This window comes from Micromonospora sp. AMSO31t (genome assembly GCF_008868175.1).
In the GTDB taxonomy this organism is placed as follows: domain Bacteria; phylum Actinomycetota; class Actinomycetes; order Mycobacteriales; family Micromonosporaceae; genus Micromonospora.
Window position 1 is genome coordinate 1 of the sequence record NZ_WBKT01000339.1, and the last position, 498, is coordinate 498.

General features: G+C 80.9%; 1 pseudogene. It reads left to right on the forward strand.

Annotated features, from left to right (window positions below):
- Positions 1-56 precede the first annotated feature (56 nt).
- Positions 57-498, forward strand: a pseudogene (locus F8274_RS30850) (hypothetical protein); the annotation flags it as partial.

Consider the following 498-nt stretch of genomic DNA (forward strand, 5'->3'; position numbering starts at 1 on the left):
GTCGGGGGTGGCGGGGCGGTACTAACCTCGCAACGGCGCGAGAGGAGATTGCCGCGATGTCGCAGCCGCAGCCGGGGGCGGACCGGCCGGCCGACGGGGGCACCCCGGCCACCGGCCGGAACGGGGATCCGGCGGTCACCGAGCCTCCGGCCGGTGTTCCACCGCAGGCCGACGCCGCGCCTCCGACCAGGGCGGACGCGCCCGTGGACGCCGAGGCCCCGGCCGGCGCACCCGACGCGCAGCCGGTTCCCGCCACCGCAGCGGCCGAGCCCGCGCCGGAGGGCGAGCCCACCGCGCAGGCCGCACCGGCCGCGCAGCCGAAACCCGCCGTGCAGGCCGACCCCGACGCGGAGGCCGACCCCGACGCGGAGGCCAACCCCGACGCGGAGGCCGACCCCGACGCGGAGGCTGAGCCGGGCGCCCAGGCGACGCGGGACACGCCGGCCGAGCCGGCCCCGAAGGCTCAACCCGAGCCGCAGGCCGCGCCGGAGGCCGAAG